This window comes from Methylobacterium sp. E-065 (genome assembly GCF_022829605.1).
Taxonomy (GTDB): Bacteria; Pseudomonadota; Alphaproteobacteria; order Rhizobiales; family Beijerinckiaceae; genus Methylobacterium.
Map to the genome: position 1 here is coordinate 1 of NZ_JAKSYD010000077.1, position 13,447 is coordinate 13,447.

A 13,447-nucleotide genomic window follows, 5' to 3' on the forward strand; every position below is an offset into this window, starting at 1 on the left:
TGTGGGGATCGAGACGATCGGGGCGGCCTTGTCGGAGCCGCGGGACGCGATCGAGGACATCATCGAGCCGTACCTGATCCAGCGCGGCTTCGTGCAGCGCACCCCCCGCGGGCGGGTGCTCACCCGGCACGCCTATAAGCATATGGGGCTGGCCGTACCCGGGAAGGATCAAAATGATCAGTCCCGTCTTTTCGAAGGATAAGACCACTGAACACGTCCGAGTGATGACCCATGCGCTTCGTTCAGGTCAGCAATTCAATCGCTTCATGGGCGATGACATCGGAATAACCAAGGCAATCGCCGTCCCTATTCCGTCGCAAAAATCGATAACATACTGTCCGGGCTTCGATTTTAGTCTCAGGTTTTCATCTGTATAGCCAAGCTTGGAAACAAGCGTTCGCGCCGATGAGCCGCGAAAAATTTCGTTTCGGCATGGAACAGGGCGAAGACGCACCTGTTGTGGTGGCGACCGCGCCAACTTGGTTTGGTGCCGGCTAGGTTGTCGCATTCAGGGCCCTGCCCCTCGGTTCGCGGCAGATCTTCGAGCATCAAGAACAACGTCAGGGATTAACTTCCGCCATGAAGAGAATGACGCTCGCCGTCCTCGGCCTTTCCGCCGCCTTCACCGCACCGGCCTTCGCGCAGGACGCGCTGCCGATCCGCGTGCTGCCCTTCGCCCAGCAGGACGGCGTCGGCGCCGCCGCCACCGAGACCCCGGCCTTCCGCGCCGAGGCCCTGCGCTCGGACGCCGCCAGCATTGAGGCGAGCCGGATCGCCCTGCAGCGGTCGCGTAACCCGCAGGTCCGCAACTATGCCAACCGCGTTCTGGTCGAGCGCAAGGCGACCACCGACGCCCTGCTGCCGCCGAACACGTCCTTGTCGCGCAACGGCAGTGTCGTCTCCGACAACCAGGGCATCCGGACCGATCTGAGCAACCCGATCGGCCTCGTGCTGGCGCCGGTGACGGTGGCCGCGAACATTGGCACCAGCATCGTTGGTGGCGCGCTGGGCGCAGTCGGCATCATCGACAACAGCCCCGCCGAGCCGGGTCGCCGCGTGGCGCTCGGCGAGCGCGGTCAGGCCCGCCTCGCGCGGCTGCAGTCGGCTCCGAACGGCCGCGCCTTCGATCGGACCTATGTCGATCAGCAGGCCCGCTCCGACGCTCAGACCTTGGCGCTCTACGACGCCTACGCGAAGTCGGGCGACAACGCCCAGGGCCGCAAGTTCGCCAACGAGGCGCTGCCCTACATCGCCGACGAGCATGCGCATTCGGCGACCCTCGCCAATCGCATCGGCGGCTGATCGAACGCACTCACGCTCTGAAGTACGCGAAGGCCGTCCCCCCGGGGCGGCCTTCGTCGCGTTGCACGCGCGTGCTGACGGCCGCTAAAGGACGGGCATGACCGAACCCTTGCCTGCGACCGGCGATCCCGAGGCGGCGGACGCGCCGCCACATCGCATGAGCGTCCGCGTCTACTACGAAGACACCGATTTCTCGGGCTTCGTCTATCACGCGAGCTACCTGCGATTTCTGGAACGCGGCCGCACGGAGCTGCTCCGCGACCTTGCCGGCGACCAGTCCGACCTGCACCGGGAGGCGCAGGGCCTCGTCTTCGTCGTCCGCCGGATGAGCCTCGATTTCGTCAGCCCGGCCCGGATGGACGATCTGCTGACCGTCGTCACCCGCACGCGAACCCTGCGCGGCGCCTCAATGCAGCTCGCCCAGGAGGTGCGCCGGGGCGACGTGCTGCTGGTCGCCGCCGAGGTTACGGTTGCCTGTGTCCGCGACGGCCGCGCCGTCCGCCTGCCGGAAGCTCTGCGGCGCCGGCTCGGCCCCGCCAGATAGGTCTCAGCCCGCCCGGGACGGATCAGCCTCGCGCAGCAGCCGCGCGAAAGCCTCCGCGATGGTCATCGAGTCGTACGCGATCGACACGAGCTGGAAGCCCATCGCCACCATCTCGCGCGCGCGGGCGGCCGAAGGCGCGAAGGCGCAGGGCAGCTTGCCCGCCGCCAAAGTCCTGCGGACGATTTCGCCGAGTGCCGCCGTGACGGCCGAACCCGTCGGGTCGATGGCCGCGCCCCGGGACAGGGCGATCGAGAGGTCGGCGGGCCCGACCAGGATCCCGTCGATGCCCGGCACCGCCAGGATCGATTCGAGGGCGGCGATCGACTCCGCCGTCTCACACATGGCGATGGTGAGCGCGCGTGCATTGCCGCCCGCGAGATACTCCGTCCCGTCCCGCAGTCCGGATAGCAGGATCGCCCGGTCCGGGCCCCAGCTGCGCTGACCGACCGGCGGAAACTTGGCGGCTGCGGCCAGCGCCTCCGCCTGCGCCGCCGTGTTGATCATCGGCGCGACGATCCCGGCCGCACCCGCGTCGAGCATCCGCGACACCATGGCGAAATCGCCGACCGGCACCCGCACCAAGGCGGGCTTGCCGGCGAGCGCCACCTCGGTGATCGCCGCACAGCTTGTTCGGTAATCGTAGGCCCCGTGTTGCTGATCGAGCAGGACGGCGTCGAATCCGGCCCGCGCCAAAGCGCCCGCGATGGCGGGGTCGGCAATGCAGGACCATCCGAGGAACCGGGCATGGCCCGTGGGCAGCAGCTCCTGAAGACTGGGAACGGGAAGTGTCATGCGCTTCCTGTGCAGATCTCGCGTGATGCGCGACTCGGTGTCGCCGGCTGCGACCATACGGGACCGGGTTCCGGCAGGTCCACCCCGCCCCGGTTCGAACAGCCGGACGCCGCAGGATCGCCGGGATCGAAACCGATCCTTAACCCTGTCGCGCCCTTAACAAGGCCGTTGCCATGGCGGGGCGCCGGGGGCCGCCGATGGCCCTTACTTTCGACAGATTCGCGGGCGACAGCGTTGATATCGCTCACGGATCCGGCGGACGCGGGCCTCGCCCGGCGCAGCGCGGTCCGGAGCAGGAGACCTCGACAGATGAACCCAGCCGACGCGATGCAGGCCGCGCCTGTCGCCGACATGACGCTGCTCGGTCTGTTCCTGCAGGCCCACTTCGTCGTGAAGATCGTGATGATCGGGCTGCTCAGCGCCTCGATCTGGTGCTGGTCGATCATCGTCGACAAGACGCTGCTGTTCCGCCGCACCCGGGCCGAGATGGATGCATTCGAGGATGCGTTCTGGTCCGGCCGCTCGCTTGAAGAGCTGTTCCGTTCGTTCAACGACCGCCCGGCCACCGGTTTGGCCGCCGTCTTCGTCGCCGCCATGCGGGAGTGGAAGCGCTCGTTCGAGGGATCGGGCCGCCAGATCCAGTCCCTGTCGCAGCGCATCGAGAAGCAGCTCGACGTCACCATCCACCGCGAGGTGGAGCGGCTCGAGTCCCGCCTTCTGTTCCTCGCCTCGATCGGCTCCGCGGGTCCGTATATCGGCCTGTTCGGCACGGTCTGGGGCATCATGACCGCGTTCACCTCGATCGCGGCCTCCAAGAACACGTCGCTGGCCGTCGTCGCCCCCGGCATCGCCGAGGCGCTGTTCGCCACTGCCATCGGCCTGTTTGCCGCGATCCCGGCGGTGCTCGCCTACAACAAGCTCCAGGCCGAGGTCGCCAAGCTGCAGTCGCGGCTGGAGGGCTTCGCCGACGAGTTCTCCGCCATCCTGTCCCGCCAGATCGACGAGCGTCTGCCGCTCGCCGCCTGAGGCCGATCCGGAGGAGACACGATTATGGGTATGGCAGCAGGCGCATCGCAGGGCGGCAAGCGCCGTCGCCGGAGCCGCCGCGGCGGCCCGATCAACGAGATCAACATGACGCCGTTCATCGACGTCGTGTTGGTGCTCCTGATCATCTTCATGGTCGCCGCACCGATGATGACGGTCGGCGTGCCGCTGGACCTGCCGCAATCCAAGGCCTCGCCGCTCAATTCCGACGTGAAGCCGATCACCCTGTCGATCCGCCAGAACGGCCAGATCTTCCTCGGCGAGGACGAACTCACCGACGACACGATCGTGCCGAAGCTGATGGAAACCGCCAAGACCGGGACCGAGGAGCGTGTCTTCGTACGCGGCGACAAGCGGGTCGATTACGGCCGGGTGGCGCAGGTGATGGCGATCGTGACCGGTGGTGGCTTCAAGAAGGTCGCCCTCGTGACCGAGCCTGAGCATCAGTAGGGCCTGGATCGTGGAGTTCCGCTTCGACCGCAAGGAACCGGGTGTCTGGATCTCCGCCGGCACCCATGTCGCGCTGCTCGGGCTCGCCCTGTTCAGCGTCGCCGCCCCGGCCCTGCCGGAGGCGCAGGAGGGCGTGCCCGTCGAGGTGATCACCGAGAACCAATTCTCCGAGATCACCAAGGGCGAGCGGCAGGCCGACAAGCCGATGCCGAACGCGACCTCCCGCGCCGACCGCAAGGCCGAGAAGGTCGAGGATCGCGAGCCCGAGAACGCCAAGACCGACGCGCCGACCGCGCCCACGCGCACGGCCCAGATGAAGCTCGCCAACGCGGAGGAGATGCCGCTGCGCAGCGAGCCGGACCCGCAGGAGGTGGCCCAGGCCGCCAAGGCGGCCCAGGAGAAGCGGGACGCCGAGAAGGCCGCCGCCGAGAAGGCCGCGGAAAAGGCGGCCGAGAAAGCCGCCAAGGCTGCGGCCGAGAAAGCCTCGGCCGAGAAGGCTGCGGCCGCTAAGGCGGAGGCCAAGGCCGAAGCGAAAGCCAAGGCGGAGGCCGCCGAGAAGGCCGAGGCCGAGAAGCGCGAGCAGCTTGAGAAGCTGATCGAGAAGCAGGAGGCGGAGGCCGAATTGGCTGCCCAGAAGGCCGCTGCCGCGAAGGCAAAGGCCGAGGCTGCGGCCAAGGCCGAAGCCGCGAAGGAAGCCGCCAGGAAGGCTGCGGACGCCAAGGCGAAGGCCGAGGCGGAAGCCGAACGCCAGAAAGACCTCGCAGAGGCGAAGGCCGAGGCCGAGCGCGAGAAGGCGGAGGCCGCCGCGAAAGCCAAGGCGGAGGCTGCGAAGGCCGAAGCTGCGGCGAAGGCGGATGCTGCCGCCAAGGCGAAGGCCAAGGCGGTGGCGGACGCGAAGGCCAAGGCCGACGGGGAGGCCAAGGCGCGCAAGCAGGCCGAACTCGCCAACAAGTTCAATGCGGGCGACATCCGCTCGATGCTGGCCTCGAAGGCGCCGTCGCAATCGACCGGCGCCACCGGCCAGGCGGTTCAGAAGGTGGCGGCGCTCGGTGCCGCGACCGGCAATGCCCAGCGCCTGTCGCCGTCGCTGCGGGACGCCCTGGTCGGCCTGCTCCAGCAGCAGATCGAGCGCTGCTACTCGGCGCCCCCCGGCGCAGCCCAGGGGGTGGTCCTGCCGGTGCTCGACATCCGCCTGAACCCGAACGGCTCGCTCAGCACCGAGCCGCGGATCATGCGCGGCGGATCGAGTTCGGTGGATCAGTCGATCGCGCAGGCCGCGCTCCGGGCGGTCCGCCGCTGCGCGCCGTACAACATTCCGGCCACCTACGCGCCGTATTACAACGACTGGAAGGCCATCAACGCGGAGTTCGAGTTCACAGCGACTTGAGGCCCTCCAGCCCTTCTTCCGCCCTGATCCGGCCGCCTCGTCAGATCGTCACTCGGATCCGACCCATCATGCATCACCTGCCCTCCGTCGGGCGCCTCCCGACGTCCTTCGCCGCGCGCCTGATCGCGGTCTTCGCGTTGCTGACGGCTTTCCTGGCCGGGCCCGCCCAGGCGCAGCTGCAACTGCGCATCGGCGGCGGCAACTTCCAGCCGATGCCGATCGCCATCGCGGATTTCGGCGGCGATCCGAGCCTCGCCGGCCTCGTCTCCGGCGTGGTCACCAACAACCTGCGCCGCTCAGGGTATTTCACGCCGCTCGAGCATGCGCGCTTTCCCGAGCAGCCGAACTTCGATGCCGCCCCGAATTTCGAGAAGTGGCGTGCCACCGGCGTCCAGGGTCTCGTGACCGGCCGCGTCGTCCGGGACGCCGGCCGGGTCAAGGTCGAGTTCCGGCTCTGGGATGTGACCTCCGGCCAGCAGATGACCGGCCAGCAATACGGCACCGACGCCGCCAATGTCCGGCGCACCGGCCACCTGATCTCGGACGCGGTCTACACCAAGATCACCGGCCTCGGGCCCTGGTTCGACAGCCGAATCGCCTTCGTGGACGAGACCGGCCCCAAGGAGAACCGCCGCAAGCGCCTGATGGTGATGGATCAGGACGGCGCCAACGTCCGGGCGATCACCAGCGGCGAGATGTCGGTGGTGGCGCCGCGCTACTCGCCGGCCACCCAGGACATCGCCTTCATGGCGCAGGCCACCGGCCACCAGCCGCGGGTGCAGATGATCAACCTGGAGACGGGCTCGCGGCAGGCGCTCGGCAGCGTCGATTCGATGAGTGCGAGCCCGCGCTTCTCGCCGGACGGCCGCAAGATCGTCATGAGCGTTCAGCAGGGCGGCAACGCCGACATCGTCACCATGGACCTCGCCTCGAAGGCCCAGCGCTCAATCACGAGCGGCATGGCGATCGACACCTCGCCGACATACTCGCCGGACGGCGCCCAGATCGCGTTCGAGTCCGATCGTGGCGGCTCCCAGCAGGTCTACGTCATGGGCGCGGACGGCTCGAACCCGCACCGAATCACCTTCGGTTCGGGCTCGGCCTCGCAGCCGGCCTTCTCGCCCCGCGGCGACCTGATCGCCTACACGCGCCAGCGCAACGGCGGCTTCGCGATCTGCGTGTCGAAGCCGGACGGCACCGGCGAGCGCGTCCTCACCGAGGGCTTCCACAACGAGGGCCCGACCTTCGCGCCGAACGGCCAGTACGTGCTGTTCTTCCGCGATCCCGGCGGCCAGGGCGGCGGCAAGCTGTTCATGGTCGATATCACCGGCAAGGTCGAGCAGCCGGTCCCGACGCCGGCCTATGCGTCGGACCCGACGTGGTCGCCGCTGCTCGGCGGGCGCTGACGATAGCGGGGCCCGGCGTGTAAGCCGGGCCTCAATCGCCGAGCAGCATCAAGATTGCCAGCGCGCCGTCAGGACGAAGATATTGATCGGATTGAGATTATCCCTCCCGCGCGTCGAACGCGGCTGCTGAGGGATAATCGCCTTCAGCCCTGCACCAAGAGCCGATCGCGGTTCCGGAGCGCCGGAAACAGCTTCCCCCACAGCAGCGCGACGCCGACCGTCGCGGCGCCGCCCGCCACCACCGCCGGGACTGCCCCGATTGCGGCGGCCAGCACCCCGGATTCGAACTCGCCGAGTTCGTTCGAGGCGCCGATGAACACTGTGTTCACCGCCGCGACCCGGCCGCGCATGGCGTCCGGTGTCTCGCCCTGCACGAAGGTCTGGCGGACATAGACTGAGATCATGTCGGCGGCGCCGGTGACGAACAGGCAGGCCATCGACAGGGGGAGCGAGGTGGAGAGACCGAACACCACCGTGGCAGCACCGAACATGGCCGCCGCCCGGAGCATGCGCAGGCCCGCATGGCGCCGAAGGGGATAGTTTGCCAGCAGCACCGCCATGGTGACGGCCCCGAAGGCCGGCATGCTGCGCAATGCCCCGAGCCCGAGGGGGCCGACATGCAGCACCTCCCCGGCATAGATCGGCAGCAGCGCGGTCGCGCCGCCGAGGAGAACGGTGAACAGGTCGAGGCTGATCGCACCCAGCACCACCGGCTGCGAGCGAATATAGCCGATCCCGGCCGAGAGGGCCGCCCAGGAGATCGGCGGACGCTCGGTCACGGCTGCCGGGCGGAAGCGGATCAGCGCCGTCAGGACGCTCGCAAGCGCAAAACTCGCCCCCGCTCCGCCGAACACGACCGCCGGCCCGAGGGCGTAAAGGAAGCCGCCCAAAGCCGGCCCCATCACCGAGGCGCTCTGCCAGAGCGAGGCGTTCCACGCGATGGCCGAGCTGAACTGAGTCGCCGGAACCAGGGTCGGCAGCAGCGCCTGCAGGGCCGGGTTGGCGAAGGCTCGGGCGGTCCCGACCAGAATCACCAGGGCGTAGATCGGCCAGATCACGTGGACGCCCGACAGGGCGCAGGCCAGGAGGCCGAAGCTCGCCACGCACTGGAGCGCGAAGGCCCCGGCGCCGACCAAGCGGCGGTCATAGGCATCCGCGACATGCCCGGTGATCAACGCGCAGACGATCGCCGGCAGGAAGCCTGCCAGGCCGACGAGGCCCAGCGCCATGGGGGAATGGGTCAGGTCGTAGACGAACCAGCCGATCGCCACCGCCTGCATCTGGTAGGCGAGGCCCGTGAGGAAGCGGGCCGCCCCGAACAGGCGGAAATCGCCGATGCCGAAGACGGCCCAGCCGGAGCGATCCTGTTTGGACATGCCCCCTGCTGCGCGGCACGGGCTGAAGAATCAAGCCTGACGGTCGGGCCGGCGTCGGCTTTTGCGCCGACCGTAACGCCTAATGCAGCGCCAGCCCGGGCTTTCGCGGGGCCGTTGCCGGCGTGGCGGGGGGTAGGACATCCAGGATCGGCTCGCGGCGCGACCGGGCGGCTGGATCCAGCGGAAAGGTGCAGGTCACGCAGGTGCCGGCTCCGGTCGCCGTCTCCAGATGAACGCGGCCCCCATGCAGCTCCACGAAGGAGCGGACGATCGACAGGCCGAGCCCGACACCCCGATGCCGGGTGCCGAGGGTATGGCTCTCGAACCGGTTGAAGACCGAGTCGGCGATCTCCTGGGGCATGCCGCGTCCGTAATCCCGTACGCTCAGCAGCAGATCCTGGCCGCTACGGCGGGCATGGACCTCCACGCGTTGCCCGGCCTCCGAGAAGCCGACCGCGTTCGAGAGCAGATTGAACAGGATCTGGCGGACGCGTTTCCCGTCGGCGTGCACGCTGCCGATATCCTCGGGCACGTCGAGGGAGAGGGTGATGCGCGATTCGGCGAGCCGGTCTTCGATGCCGCGCACGGCCGCCTCGATGGTGGCCTGAACGTCCACGTCCTCGCGCTGAAGCTCCAGCGAGCCGGCATCGATCGAGGCGAGATCGAGAATATCGTTGATGATGACGAGGAGCGCAGCGGAGGAGCGCATGATGTGATCGGCGTATTCGCGCTGCCGCTCATTGAGGGCGCCGACCGTCTCGTCGCCCAGGAGCTGCGTGAAGCCGATGATGTTGGTGAGCGGCGAGCGCAGCTCGTAGGAGACGTGGTGCACGAAGGTGTCGCGCAGCTGAGCGGCCTTCTCCAGGGCGTCGTTCTTCTCGGTGAGCGCCCGCTCGACGTTCACACTGGCGGTGACGTCGATAAGGGTCAGGAGCGTCGCGCCCTCCGGCAGCGGCTGGGCCGCGCAGTCCAGCACAGAGCCGTCGGCCACTTCCAGACGGCAGGCCCGGGCGGTCCGCGATTCGAGGCCTACCACGGCGTCGCGGATGTCGAGCCACGGCTCCTCGGCGGGCGCCAGTTCCCGGCAGGCCGCGATGACGGCATCGACGTGCGGACGCTCCTCGACCATCGCGGGGTCGAGCTGCCACACGGTCAGGAAGGCGCGGTTGGCGAGGGTCAGCCTTCCGTCGGCCCCGAACACCGCGACCGGCTCGGCCAGGGTGTCGAGGGTTTCGGCCTGCAGGCGGCGCAGGGCGTTGTAGCGGGATTCGGCGTTCAGATGGTCGGAGACGTCGTCGAACAGGTAGGTCAGGCCGCCCTGCGGGTTCGGATCCGCCACGACGCGGAGCGTCCGCCCGTCGGGCAGGTACCACCACGACTGGTTGGCCTCCGCGGCGCGGTAAGCGGCGAGCACACCCTGCTTCCAGCCCCGGAAATCGGCATGCTCCTCGAGCTTCCGCTTCGCGCGCAGATGATCGAGGATCTCGCCGTCGGAGGGCCGGCCGTCTAGGAACGCCTGATCGAGGTCCCACAACTGGCGATACGCGGCGTTGTGAAAGATTAGCCGCTGCGACACGTCGAACATCGCCACCGCGGTCGGCAGCTGGTCGAGGGTGCGGACGTTGGCATTCATCTGCCGCTGCAGGTCGGCGCGGACGCTCTCCAGTTCCGACACGTCGATGGCGATACCGACGCGGCCGGTATCGAGGCTGGTCTCGAACACGTCGAGCATGCGCCGGTTCCCACCCACGATGGCCGAGAGCCGCGGCAGGCTCCGGGTCAGGCCGGCGGCGCGCGCCGCCTCCTCGCGGGCGATGGTCTCCCGGGCCGGCCGGTCGAACAGCTCCAGGCCGGAATCGAGGGCGGCCTCGCGGCTCTCCGCCTCGACGGCATTGACGTAGGCGGCGTTGACCCAGCTCAGGCTGCCCTCGCGGGTCCGCCGCCACACGGGCTGTGGGATCGCATCAAGCAGCCCGGACAGCGTCGAGAGCCCCCGGCGGGTCTCGTCCAAGGTGGCGCGCAGGTCCGCGATCTCGCTGCGTTCCTGGCTCGTCTCGCGCAGGCGCAGGAGAGCCCGGCCGGCCACCGCCTGCCCGTGCGCCTCGATGCTGCGGCCGGTCTGCGTCCGCAGGCTCAGCGTGAAGCCCGTGCCGCGTGCCCGCAAGGCCTCGACGGCGGCCTCGACCGCATTGGCGTCCGCAGTGACGAGCCAGGTGCCGAAGGCCAGGACGCGCCGGGCATAGCCTGAGGCCGGACGCTCACCGTTGATCGCGAGGCTGACATCGCCTTCCACCACCGGTTCGCTGCGCCGGTCCCAGGTGACGATGATCTGGCGCTCGGCGTTGAGCAGCATTTCGGCGCGGTCATGGGCGCCGCGCAGGACGTCGAGAGCCGCGGCCAGTTCACGCTCGCGCCGGGTCCAGCGGTTGCGCTCATAGAGGTGCAGCAGGGACAGGATGACCGCGAAGGCGACCAGGCCGCCGAAGATCGCCAGCGCGGCCACGCTGTGGATCTCGCGCGCGGAATGGGCCGCGGGCGCATCGACGAGCTCGGCCAGAGCCGCGCTCGCCGTTGTGAGAGCGAGCGCACCCACGCCGATTCGAATGTGGGCCGCCCGACCGACACCCATGGTTTGCCCCGCCCCCGCCTACCGACGGCGATGCGAGCGGCGCGCGCCATCGCGCGGCGCCAAACGCACCGTCCCCGCGGCGGTTCTCCCGAACCGGCGCGGCCCCATCGATCAAAGATTCGACGTCACTCTACCGTGCGTAGGAATCCACCCGGAAGGGGAACGAAGCGTGGCTTTTGACCGACGCGCATAATCAGTCGTTAACGACACACAGAAGACACAGTCCCAACCCGCATACACAGCTTGACAAACAAGAAGGCCCGACGCAGCGCGCCGGGCCTTCAGGGATAGCCATGAATGAGCTCCAAACGTGGCCCGACCACCGGATATACAACCGGTGGTCGGGCGCGTCCGGGCGCCCTTCGGAGCCTCAGTAGCGGTAGTGCTCGGGCTTGAACGGGCCGGTCTCGGAGACGCCGATATAGGCGGCCTGATCGGGGCGCAGCTTCGAGAGCTTCACGCCGATCTTCTCCAGGTGCAGGGCCGCGACCTTCTCGTCGAGGGTCTTGGGCAGGGTGTAGACCTGCTTCTGGTACTTGCCCGGGTTGGACCACAGCTCGATCTGAGCCAGCGTCTGGTTGGTGAACGAGGCCGACATCACGAAGGACGGGTGGCCCGTCGCGTTGCCGAGGTTCACCAGACGCCCCTCCGACAGGAGGATGATGCGGTGGCCGTCCGCGAAGGTGATCTCGTCCACCTGCGGCTTGATGTTGGACCACTTGAGGTTCTTCAGGCCGACGACCTGAATCTCGTTGTCGAAGTGGCCGATGTTGCAGACGATCGCCCGGTCCTTCATCGCCCGCATGTGGTCGAGGGTGATGATGTCCTTGTTGCCCGTGGCGGTGACGAAGATGTCGGCGCGCGGGGCCGCATCCTCCATGGTCACGACTTCGTAGCCCTCCATGGCGGCCTGAAGCGCGCAGATCGGGTCGATCTCCGACACGAGCACACGGCAGCCGGCGTTGCGCAGGGACGCGGCCGAGCCCTTGCCGACGTCACCGAAGCCGGCGACCATGGCGACCTTGCCGGCCATCATCACGTCGGTGCCGCGGCGGATGCCGTCGACCAGCGACTCCTTGCAGCCGTAGAGGTTGTCGAACTTCGACTTGGTGACCGAGTCGTTCACGTTGATCGCCGGGAAGAGCAGCTTGCCCTCCTTGGCCAGCACGTAGAGGCGGTGGACGCCCGTGGTGGTCTCCTCGGAGACGCCCTTGATGCTGTCGGCGAGGCCGGCGAACCAGCCCTTCGGCTTCTCGGCCAGCTTCTTCTTGAGCAGCGCGAAGAAGACCTCCTCTTCCTCGCTCTCCGGCTTGTCGAGGAAGGCGGTGTCGCCGTTCTCGGCGCGCAGGCCGAGGTGGACGAACATGGTGGCGTCGCCGCCGTCGTCCAGGATCATGTTCGGCAGGCCGCCGTCATGCCAGTCGAACAGGCGCGAGGTGTAATCCCAGTACTCCTCCAGGGTCTCGCCCTTCACGGCGAAGACCGGGATGCCGGCGGCCGCGATGGCGGCGGCGGCATGGTCCTGGGTCGAATAGATGTTGCAGGAGACCCAGCGGATGTCGGCGCCGAGCGCCTTCAGGGTCTCGATCAGCACCGCGGTCTGGATCGTCATGTGGAGCGAGCCGGCGATCTTGGCGCCCTTCAGGGGCTGCGCAGAACCGTACTCCTCGCGGACCGCCATCAGGCCCGGCATCTCCGTCTCGGCGATCGAGATCTCCTTGCGACCGTAATCGGCCAGCCCGATGTCCTTGACGATGTAATCCTTGGCCATGTGTCGACCGCTCCGTGTTCGCGTGGGGTTCGGCGCGAGCCTCTACCACCTCGCGAGCCGCGAAGCAATCAAGATATAAACATGTCTTTATACGTTCTAGAGAGTTCGCCGCCGAAGTGGTCACCGGTTCGGCGCAGGAGAGCGCTTAACCGCAAGGCGTTAAAGCCGAGGCGGCAGCTTGGCCGCCCCGGCAGCTCCACGAGTCCAGTGCCTTTAGCGGGTCGGGCGAGCCAGCCAGCCGACCGCGAACGCGACGGCGGCCACGAGGGCGAGGGTCGTGCCGCGATTCTCGTCCGCGCGTGCCGCGATGCTGCGGCTGTGGTGGACGGCGCGGTCCCGGTAGTGCTGCCCGCGCTCGAAGGCCTCGTCGGCCAGATCCCGGCCGCGTGCGCTGACGTCGCGGAACCGGGTCCGGCCCTCTTCGACGAGATGCTCGCCGCCGTCGCGCAGATCGCGCACGGCGTCCCGGGCTTCGCCGTAGGCGTATTGGGCGGCGCCGGCGGCCTGGTCGTAAGCGCCCTCGAACTGGCGTCCCGGTTTACCGCCGACCGCGCCGGCAGCCGTCTTGACCCGCCCACCCAGGTGGCGGAGACCGCCTTCGAGATGATCCTTGTTCATCGTGTCCCTCCGATCCGGCATGCGCCGGGATGGCGCACCGCCTGCGTCGGGGCGGAACGAGGCCGAAGCGTTGCGGTTCCGTTTGGATCACGGACCGAATCACACGTTTCGGTGCGTCCTGGCCCTGG

At 68.4% G+C, this 13,447-nt stretch carries 12 protein-coding genes; 7 read left to right on the forward strand and 5 right to left on the reverse strand.

Features of this window, described 5'->3' with window-relative positions:
* From MKK84_RS07765 to ybgC, 3 genes are all read left to right on the forward strand, one after another.
* The coding region (locus MKK84_RS07765; protein WP_279599413.1) for a Holliday junction DNA helicase RuvB C-terminal domain-containing protein at window positions 1–202 on the forward strand (202 nt) is incomplete at its 5' end.
* A 377-nt stretch (window positions 203–579) separates the two neighbouring features.
* Complete coding sequence (locus tag MKK84_RS07770; protein WP_243918368.1) at window positions 580–1,302, forward strand: DUF4142 domain-containing protein; 723 nt, start codon at window positions 580–582, stop codon at window positions 1,300–1,302.
* A gap of 97 nt (window positions 1,303–1,399) precedes the next feature.
* Window positions 1,400–1,846 carry a tol-pal system-associated acyl-CoA thioesterase gene (ybgC, locus tag MKK84_RS07775; RefSeq protein WP_243918370.1) on the forward strand — a complete coding sequence of 149 codons (447 nt, stop codon included), beginning with the start codon at window positions 1,400–1,402 and terminating at the stop codon, window positions 1,844–1,846.
* Window positions 1,847–1,849: 3 nt separating this feature from the next.
* On the opposite strand, the gene MKK84_RS07780 is transcribed toward ybgC, so the two are convergent.
* A complete protein-coding gene (locus tag MKK84_RS07780) occupies window positions 1,850–2,638 on the reverse strand; it encodes an HpcH/HpaI aldolase family protein (RefSeq protein WP_243918372.1) in 789 nt (262 codons plus the stop codon).
* A 309-nt stretch (window positions 2,639–2,947) separates the two neighbouring features.
* Between MKK84_RS07780 and tolQ the strand changes: the two genes are divergently transcribed.
* From tolQ to tolB, 4 genes are all read left to right on the forward strand, one after another.
* Window positions 2,948–3,664, forward strand: a complete 717-nt coding sequence (gene tolQ, locus MKK84_RS07785; protein ID WP_091713126.1) for a protein TolQ — start codon at window positions 2,948–2,950, stop codon at window positions 3,662–3,664.
* Between the two features lie 24 nt (window positions 3,665–3,688).
* Window positions 3,689–4,132 (forward strand): ExbD/TolR family protein, encoded by a 444-nt coding sequence (locus MKK84_RS07790; protein WP_243918374.1) that lies wholly within the window; start codon window positions 3,689–3,691, stop codon window positions 4,130–4,132.
* Window positions 4,133–4,142: 10 nt separating this feature from the next.
* Window positions 4,143–5,519, forward strand: a complete 1,377-nt coding sequence (tolA, locus tag MKK84_RS07795; RefSeq protein WP_243918376.1) for a cell envelope integrity protein TolA — start codon at window positions 4,143–4,145, stop codon at window positions 5,517–5,519.
* A gap of 68 nt (window positions 5,520–5,587) precedes the next feature.
* On the forward strand, window positions 5,588–6,925 hold the full coding sequence (gene tolB / locus MKK84_RS07800; protein ID WP_243918377.1) for a Tol-Pal system beta propeller repeat protein TolB: 1,338 nt from the start codon (window positions 5,588–5,590) through the stop codon (window positions 6,923–6,925).
* Between the two features lie 143 nt (window positions 6,926–7,068).
* On the opposite strand, the gene MKK84_RS07805 is transcribed toward tolB, so the two are convergent.
* From MKK84_RS07805 to MKK84_RS07820, 4 genes are all read right to left on the reverse strand, one after another.
* Window positions 7,069–8,301, reverse strand: a complete 1,233-nt coding sequence (locus MKK84_RS07805) for an MFS transporter (protein ID WP_243918379.1) — start codon at window positions 8,299–8,301, stop codon at window positions 7,069–7,071.
* A 79-nt stretch (window positions 8,302–8,380) separates the two neighbouring features.
* Window positions 8,381–10,930, reverse strand: a complete 2,550-nt coding sequence (locus MKK84_RS07810) for a PAS domain-containing sensor histidine kinase (RefSeq protein ID WP_243918381.1) — start codon at window positions 10,928–10,930, stop codon at window positions 8,381–8,383.
* Between the two features lie 370 nt (window positions 10,931–11,300).
* Window positions 11,301–12,701 carry an adenosylhomocysteinase gene (gene ahcY, locus MKK84_RS07815; RefSeq protein WP_243918382.1) on the reverse strand — a complete coding sequence of 467 codons (1,401 nt, stop codon included), beginning with the start codon at window positions 12,699–12,701 and terminating at the stop codon, window positions 11,301–11,303.
* A 213-nt stretch (window positions 12,702–12,914) separates the two neighbouring features.
* Window positions 12,915–13,319, reverse strand: a complete 405-nt coding sequence (locus MKK84_RS07820; protein ID WP_243918384.1) for a CsbD family protein — start codon at window positions 13,317–13,319, stop codon at window positions 12,915–12,917.
* Window positions 13,320–13,447 lie beyond the last annotated feature (128 nt).

Excerpts from the sequence above, each read along its gene's own strand:
- MKK84_RS07770 (WP_243918368.1), top strand. The coding sequence starts at position 580 with ATGAAGAGAATGACGCTCGCCGTCCTCGGCCTTTCCGCCGCCTTCACC.
- ybgC (WP_243918370.1), top strand. The coding sequence starts at position 1,400 with ATGACCGAACCCTTGCCTGCGACCGGCGATCCCGAGGCGGCGGACGCG.
- MKK84_RS07780 (WP_243918372.1), bottom strand. The coding sequence starts at position 2,638 with ATGACACTTCCCGTTCCCAGTCTTCAGGAGCTGCTGCCCACGGGCCAT.
- tolQ (WP_091713126.1), top strand. The coding sequence starts at position 2,948 with ATGAACCCAGCCGACGCGATGCAGGCCGCGCCTGTCGCCGACATGACG.
- MKK84_RS07790 (WP_243918374.1), top strand. The coding sequence starts at position 3,689 with ATGGGTATGGCAGCAGGCGCATCGCAGGGCGGCAAGCGCCGTCGCCGG.
- tolB (WP_243918377.1), top strand. The coding sequence starts at position 5,588 with ATGCATCACCTGCCCTCCGTCGGGCGCCTCCCGACGTCCTTCGCCGCG.
- MKK84_RS07805 (WP_243918379.1), bottom strand. The coding sequence starts at position 8,301 with ATGTCCAAACAGGATCGCTCCGGCTGGGCCGTCTTCGGCATCGGCGAT.
- MKK84_RS07810 (WP_243918381.1), bottom strand. The coding sequence starts at position 10,930 with ATGGGTGTCGGTCGGGCGGCCCACATTCGAATCGGCGTGGGTGCGCTC.
- ahcY (WP_243918382.1), bottom strand. The coding sequence starts at position 12,701 with ATGGCCAAGGATTACATCGTCAAGGACATCGGGCTGGCCGATTACGGT.
- MKK84_RS07820 (WP_243918384.1), bottom strand. The coding sequence starts at position 13,319 with ATGAACAAGGATCATCTCGAAGGCGGTCTCCGCCACCTGGGTGGGCGG.